Below are 7296 nucleotides of genomic sequence, written 5' to 3'. Positions count from 1 at the left end.
GTTGAGCGCCTTGCGGGTGATGACGGGCTCGACCGTCACGGTCAGGTCTTCCGCGTTGATCGACAGCACGCGGTTCATCTCGGACACATCGAGCGACACGCCGCCGCGCACGGCGAGCAGATGTCCTTCGAGCGACGAGCCCGCGCCATACGGAATCAGCGGCACGCTGTACGGCGCGCAGAGCGACACGACCTGACGCACGTCGTCGGCGCAGTGCGCGAACACGACGACATCGGGCAATTGCGGATCGAATGGCGATTCGTCTCGGCCGTGATGGGCGCGCACCGCCTCGGACGTCGACACGCGCTCGCCGAAGGCGGCGCGCAGCGCATCGAGCAGGGCGGGAGGAAGCGGGCGGCGGGTTGCGGCCGGTGGGACGGGGTAATTCACGCAAGTCTCCAGTGTCTCTACCAACCAGAGTGGGCGCTTTGGCGCGTGCTCCGGTTCCATGCAAAGCTGCCGGCGCCCGGGGCGAGTGCTGCAGCGTTTTCCCGTCCCGTGCCCCGTACTTACGCTGGTTCCGTACCAGGTTTTACAGCGAGTCAGCCGGCTGACGCCACAAGACGGATTGATTCATTCTACGCTGGAACATCTGCTGCGAGCCGCGCGGCGGGCTGCGATAATCGGCGTTCACCGCAATCAGGGCCGCGATCCGGCCGCGTACGAGAGGATTTTCCATGGGCAACCGTTTGAGCAAGATCGCCACGCGCACCGGCGACGACGGCACCACCGGATTGGGCGATGGACGCCGCGTCGGCAAGGACGATGTGCGGATCGCTGCGATCGGCGATGTCGACGAACTGAATTCGAACGTTGGCGTGCTGCTCGCGGAGCCGCTGCCGGACGACGTGCGTGCGGTGCTCGTCACGATCCAGCACGACCTCTTCGATCTGGGCGGCGAGCTGTGCGTTCCCGGCCATACGGTGCTCGGCGATGCGCATCTGGCGCGTCTCGACCAGTGGCTTGCCGACTACAATGCGACGCTGCCGCCGCTGAAGGAATTCATTTTGCCGGGCGGCGCGCGAACCGCGGCGCTGGCGCATGTGTGCCGGACGGTGTGCCGGCGTGCGGAGCGCTCGATCGTTGCGCTCGGCCGAATCGAGGCGCTGCACGAGACGCCGCGCCGGTATGTGAACCGGCTGTCCGATCTGCTCTTCGTGCTGGCGCGGGTGCTGAATCGTGCGGCCGGCGGTGCGGACGTGCTCTGGGAACGCGGGCGCGCGCAATGAGATGCGCGGGCGGTGATCGGCCGCCCGCTCAAGGGGATGCGACAATTTGCCCGGGGCGACGTCGAATCTTAAAGATGTATTGTGTGCGCATGTTTAACGGAGAATGAACATGACCCACATCACCGCCGACCAGATGGCCCGTGTGAAGGCTACCGCCCCTGTCCTCGCCGAGCATGGCGCGACGATCACGAAGCACTTCTACGCGCGCATGTTCGCGCACCATCCCGAGCTGAAGAACCTGTTCAACCAGACGCATCAGAAAACGGGCAGCCAGCAGGAGACGCTTGCGAAGGCGGTGTACGCATACGCGGCAAACATCGACAATCTCGGTGCGCTCGGCGGTGCGGTGTCGCATATCTCGAACAAGCATGCGAGCATGAACATCCGTCCTGAGCATTACCCGATCGTCGGCGAGAATCTGCTCGCATCGATCGTCGAAGTGCTCGGCGACGCCGTTGATACAGACACGCTCGAAGCGTGGCGCGTCGCGTACGGCCAGCTCGCGCAGATCCTGATCGGCGCCGAGGCCGACCTGTACGCTGGCGCGGCGTGGAGCGGTTTCCGTCCGTTCAAGGTCGAGCGCAAGGTGCGCGAGAGCGACGAAATCACGTCGTTCTATCTGGTGCCGACGGATGGCGGTGCGGCGCCGTCGTTCGAGCCGGGTCAGTACGTGACGGTGAAGCGCTTCGTCGGCGATCTCGGAGTCGACCAGCCGCGCCAGTACAGCCTGTCCGACGCGCCGAACGGCAAGTGGCTGCGCATCTCGGTGAAGCGCGAGGCGGGCAAGCCCGACGCGATTCCGGCCGGCAAGGTGTCGACGCTGATGCACGATGGCGTCGAGGAAGGCGCGATCGTCGAAGTCACCGCGCCGATGGGTGTCTTCACGCTGAAGCGCGGTGTGGATACGCCGGTCGTGCTGATCTCGGGCGGGGTCGGCATTACGCCGATGGTGTCGATGGCCGCGACGCTGCTCGCCGATGGCGGCAAGCGCGACGTGCGCTTTATCCACTCGTGCCGCTCGAGCGCCGTGCACGCGTTCCGCGACTGGCTGAACGACACGGTGCGTGCGAATGCGAACATGACGCGCACGGTGCTGTACGACGTCGTCGGTCCGAACGACCGCGAGGGCATCGACTACGATCTCGAAGGGCGGCTCACGCCGGCGCGCATCGAGCAATACGCGCTCGTGCCGGACGCCGACTACTACATCTGCGGCCCGATCGGGTTCATGAAGGCGTTGCGCGATGCACTCGTCGCGCTGGGCGTCGCGCCGGAGCGCGTGCATACCGAGATCTTCGGTTCGGGCGCGGTCGAGTGACGCGCTAGCCTTCAGTCACCCAGGAACGACAAAGCCCGGCGCGCGCCGGGCTTTGTTCTTCGTGCTCGATCCGTGCAGGATGCGCGGCGGCCCGACCCGGAACGGGCGGCGGCGCGGGCATCCTGGCGCGAATCAGTTGCCGCTGCCGCGTGCGACGCGGCGCGCCTTGACCGATTCCGCGAGGCCTTCGAGCACCTTGACGCTGTCGTTCCAGTCGATGCACGCATCGGTGATGCTCTGGCCGTAGGTCAGCGGGCAGCCTTCCTTCAGGTCCTGACGGCCCGCGACAAGGTGCGACTCGATCATCACGCCGACAATGCGCTCGTCGCCTGCCGCGACCTGGCGGCCGACGTCCGCGCATACCGGGATCTGGTTCTCGTGATTCTTCGAGCTGTTCGCGTGGCTCGCGTCGATCATCAGGCGCGTGGCGAGGCCCGCCTTGCTGATGTCCGTGCATGCGGCGTTCACGCTGTCGGCGTCGTAGTTCGGCGTCTTGCCGCCGCGCAGGATCACGTGGCAGTCCTCGTTGCCGGCCGTCGACACGATCGCCGAATGGCCGCCCTTCGTCACCGACAGGAAGTGGTGCGGCTGCGACGCGGCCTTGATCGCGTCGACCGCGATCTTCAGGTTGCCGTCGGTGCCGTTCTTGAAGCCGACCGGGCACGACAGCCCCGACGCCAGCTCGCGGTGCACCTGCGATTCCGTCGTGCGCGCGCCGATCGCGCCCCACGAGACCAGGTCCGCGATGTATTGCGGGCTGATCATGTCGAGGTATTCGGTCGCGGCGGGCAGCCCCATTTCGTTGATCTGCAGCAGCAACTCGCGCGCGGCGCGCAGGCCGTCGTTGATCTTGAAGCTGTTGTCGAGGTGCGGATCGTTGATCAGCCCCTTCCAGCCTACCGTCGTGCGCGGCTTCTCGAAGTACACGCGCATCACGATTTCCAGTTCGTTCTTGAAGCGCGCGCGCTCCTTCGTCAGACGCTCCGCATACTCGAGTGCCGCCTTCGTGTCGTGGATCGAGCACGGCCCGATCACGACGATCAGCCGGTCGTCCATCCCGTGCAGGATCCGGTGCATCGACTGCCGCGCGTTGTAGATCAGTTCGGACGCGGCTTCGGAGCACGCGAACTCGCGGATCAGGTGGGCGGGCGGCGTCAGTTCCTTGAGCTCGCGGATGCGGACGTCGTCGGTATTGTGCGGGGGCATGCTGTTCTCCTGGTTCGGTGTGGCCGTCCGGTCAGTGCGCGTGCGGCAGATTCGTCAATTCAAGCGATTCAGTCGGTTCGGCCGGGGCGGCGGGACAGCGGCTGCGGCGGCCGGGGCGAAGGGAAGGGCGAAAAAAAACCGCCGGGTTCGCCGGCGGTTTTCGGGAATTTCGGTTGCGCTTGGTGCGCCATCAACCCTCTCGATCCGCCAGCGGTCTGAGATGCCAGAAAAAATAAAAGTAAAACTTGGCGGACATGACGGGGATGGTTGCGTCAAAAAGGTTGATTTGCGATTTATACCCGCTCAAAGCGCGGCTGGCAATCCGGTGACACAAAAAATGCGGACAATCCGCGCATTTTTCCGAAAATGCGCGGATTGCCTGCGCGTCGATGCGGTTATGCCGTACCGCCGACCGTCATCTTGTCGATCCGGAGCGTCGGCTGGCCGACGCCGACCGGCACGCTCTGACCCTCCTTGCCGCACACGCCGACACCCGTATCGAGCGACATGTCGTTGCCGATCATGCTGACGTACTTCAGCGATTCCGGGCCGCTGCCGATCAGCGTGGCGCCCTTGACCGGGTACGAGATCTTGCCGTTCTCGATCATGTACGCCTCGGACGCGGAGAACACGAACTTGCCGTTCGTGATGTCGACCTGGCCGCCGCCGAAGTTGACCGCGTACAGCCCGTTCTTCACCGACGCGATGATTTCCTGCGGATCCTTGTCGCCGTTCAGCATGTAGGTATTCGTCATGCGCGGCATCGGCAGCGCCGCATACGACTCGCGTCGCGCGTTGCCCGTGACCGGCATCTTCATCAGGCGCGCGTTCAGCGTGTCCTGCATGTAGCCGGTCAGGATGCCGTCCTCGATCAGCGTCGTGCACTGCGTCGGATTGCCTTCGTCGTCGATGTTGAGCGAGCCGCGCCGGTTCGGCAGCGTGCCGTCGTCGACGACCGTGACGCCCTTCGCCGCGACCTGTTCGCCCATGCGGCCGGCGAATGCCGACGAGCCCTTGCGGTTGAAGTCGCCTTCCAGCCCGTGACCGATCGCCTCATGCAGCAGCACGCCCGGCCAGCCCGGCCCGAGTACGACCGTCATCGCGCCGGCCGGCGCGGGGCGGGCGTCGAGATTGACGAGCGCCGCGTGCACCGCGTCGTCGACATAGCGCGACAATACGTCGTCGGTGAAGATGCCGTAGTCGAAGCGGCCGCCGCCGCCGCCCGAACCGATCTCGCGTCGGCCGTTCTGTTCGGCGATCACCGTCACCGATACGCGCACGAGCGGGCGGATGTCCGCCGCGAGCGCGCCGTCGCTGCGCGCGACCAGCACGACGTCGTATTCGCCCGCGAGACCCGCCATCACTTGCGTGATGCGCGGATCGCGGCTGCGCGCCATCTGCTCGATACGCTCGAGCAGCTTGACCTTCGCGGTCGCGTCGAGCGAGGCGAGCGGATCGGACGGCAGGTACAGGTCGCGGCCCGAAATGCCCTTGAGCGACGTGGCGGCCTTCATCTTCTGACGGCCGCCGCCCGCGGCCGCGATCGCCTTGGTGGCGGCCGCGGCCTGTGCGATCGCCTCGGGCGACAGGTCGTCCGAGTACGCGAACGCGGTGCGGTCGCCCGCGACCGCGCGCACGCCGACACCCTGGTCGATGCTGAAGCTGCCCGATTTCACGATGCCTTCCTCGAGGCTCCACGCTTCGCTGCGCGTCGCCTGGAAGTACAGGTCCGCATAGTCGACGCGATGCGTGAAGATGTCGGCGATCGTGCGGGTCAGAAGCGTTTCGTCCAGGCCGTAGGGCGTGAGCAGGATGTCCTTCGCGACCGCCAGGTTGCGGATGCCGGGTTCGATGATGTTCATGCGGATATCGGGAATTCTCAAAAAGTTGTCGGGTGCGCTCTCTCGGGATAGATGGGTCGCGCGCGCCGGGGATTCAAGGGGCCGCCCGGGCAGGGCGGGCCGCTCAGGCGAGCACGCGATGCCGCCACGCGGGCAGGCTCTCGCGCACCTCGTTGATGCGTTTCGGGTCGAGCACGCCGCTCACGACGCTTGCACCGACGTCGCGAACCGCGACGATGTCTCCCCACGGATCGACCAGCATGCTGTGGCCCCACGTGCGCCGGCCGTTTTCATGCTTGCCGCCCTGCGCGGCCGCGAGCACGTAGCACTGATTCTCGACCGCCCGCGCGCGCAGCAGCATTTCCCAGTGCGCGCGGCCGGTGGTGTAGGTGAATGCCGAGGGCACGACGACGAGCGCGCAGTCGCCCATCTTGCGGTACAGCTCCGGAAAGCGCAGATCGTAACAGACCGACAGCCCGACACGGCCGAACGGCGCGTCGAACGTGACGACCGAGCCGCCGGGACGGATCGTGCGTGCCTCATCGAACGATTCGTCGCCTTTGGCGAAATTGAACAGGTGGATCTTGTCGTAGCGGGCCACCTCGCGGCCGGACGGATCGAACACGAGGGTCGTGTTCAGCACGCGATCCGGCTCGGGCGCCTTCAGCGGCAGCGTGCCGCCGATCACCCAGATGCCGTGGCGGCGCGCCGCATCGGCGAGGAAACGCTGGATCGGGCCATCGCCGTAAGGCTCGGCGAGCGCGAGCTTGTCGGTGTCCTGGTGGCCCATGAAGCAGAAATATTCGGGCAGCAGCACCAGTTGCGCGCCTTCTCCGGCTGCTTCCGCGATCAGGCGGCGGGCCTCGGCGAGATTGCGCGCGACGTCCGGCGTGCTCACCATCTGCAGCGCGGCGACCCGAACGGGCGTGGTGAGAGGAGCGTGGTCGGTCATCGCAATCGGTAGCGTCATAAATGGGGGGCGACCGCGCGCTTCAGTGACTCGCCGCGCCGGCCGCGTCGTGATTCATCTTACCCTGATCGCCCCGGACCCGCTCGACGTGCGGATGCGCCCACGAACCGGTGATCGCATAGTCGAGCGCGAAGGCGTGCTGGAGCGTCTGCGACAGCGCGAGATCGGCCGCCAGCACGCCGAGGCCGAGCAGCGGATTGACGATCGCGGCCGCGATCGCGGCCGTGCCGGCGCCGATCTTCGGCGCGACGTGCGCGTGCAGATCCTGCGTCTCCGCGTGGAGATCGACCACGCCCTTTATCGTGACCTTCGCGGGCGACGTCGTCATTTCGAAATCGTCGGTCCGCGCGATGCCGTTGACGATCCGGCCGGTGCCCGAGATCTTGTCGAACGACAGGCCCTTGCCGGCCACGCCCCGGAAGTCGAGCGTCAGAAAGCGCGCGAGGCTCTGCAGGCTCAGCACGCCGAGCAGCTTCGCGGCGCCCGGATCGACCTTCAGGATCTTGCCGTGCTCGAGATCGAGTGCGAGCTGGCCGTTCAGCGTCTGGTAATCGAGCGCCGCCGGGCCGCCGCGCCAGGCGACCTTGCCGGTCAGCGTGCCGTGGCCGTCCTCGATCGTGCGCGGCAGGCCGACGCGCTCGAGCAGTTCACCGGCGTTGCCGATGTCGAGCTTGAAGTCGAAAGCGGTACGGCGCGGCGCGATCGTGTCGTCGGCGCCGCGCGCGAGCGCGA

7 protein-coding genes are annotated in these 7296 nt (G+C 66.5%); 2 read left to right on the top strand and 5 right to left on the bottom strand.

The window, feature by feature from the left end; translation table 11 throughout:
• Positions 1-390: FAD-binding protein (locus KH616_RS18820; RefSeq protein ID WP_292249653.1), on the bottom strand; the 390-nt coding region annotated here is incomplete at its 3' end.
• Positions 391-677: 287 nt separating this feature from the next.
• On the opposite strand from KH616_RS18820, the gene KH616_RS18815 reads away from it, so the two are divergent.
• Both KH616_RS18815 and hmpA read left to right on the top strand, forming a co-directional pair.
• Positions 678-1229, top strand: a complete 552-nt coding sequence (locus KH616_RS18815) for a cob(I)yrinic acid a,c-diamide adenosyltransferase (RefSeq protein ID WP_292249652.1) — start codon at positions 678-680, stop codon at positions 1227-1229.
• A gap of 109 nt (positions 1230-1338) precedes the next feature.
• Positions 1339-2547, top strand: coding sequence for an NO-inducible flavohemoprotein (gene hmpA, locus KH616_RS18810; protein ID WP_292249651.1), 1209 nt, complete (start codon positions 1339-1341; stop codon positions 2545-2547).
• 132 nt (positions 2548-2679) lie between these two features.
• Here the strand turns inward: hmpA and aroG are convergent, their stop codons facing one another.
• From aroG to KH616_RS18790, 4 genes are all read right to left on the bottom strand, one after another.
• Positions 2680-3753 carry a 3-deoxy-7-phosphoheptulonate synthase AroG gene (aroG, locus tag KH616_RS18805; RefSeq protein WP_292249650.1) on the bottom strand — a complete coding sequence of 358 codons (1074 nt, stop codon included), beginning with the start codon at positions 3751-3753 and terminating at the stop codon, positions 2680-2682.
• Positions 3754-4148: 395 nt separating this feature from the next.
• Positions 4149-5615 (bottom strand): metalloprotease TldD, encoded by a 1467-nt coding sequence (gene tldD, locus KH616_RS18800; protein ID WP_292249649.1) that lies wholly within the window; start codon positions 5613-5615, stop codon positions 4149-4151.
• 103 nt (positions 5616-5718) lie between these two features.
• Entirely contained in the window at positions 5719-6546 is an 828-nt protein-coding gene (locus tag KH616_RS18795) for a carbon-nitrogen hydrolase family protein (RefSeq protein WP_292249648.1), read from the bottom strand.
• A 40-nt stretch (positions 6547-6586) separates the two neighbouring features.
• Positions 6587-7296 (bottom strand): AsmA-like C-terminal region-containing protein (locus KH616_RS18790; protein ID WP_292249647.1); only part of this gene is annotated, 710 nt, incomplete at its 5' end.

Origin of the sequence: Burkholderia sp., assembly GCF_018375725.1 — a bacterium.
GTDB lineage: Bacteria > Pseudomonadota > Gammaproteobacteria > Burkholderiales > Burkholderiaceae > Burkholderia.
Note: the sequence above shows the minus strand (reverse complement) of the source record. Positions and strands in the feature narration are given on the sequence as shown.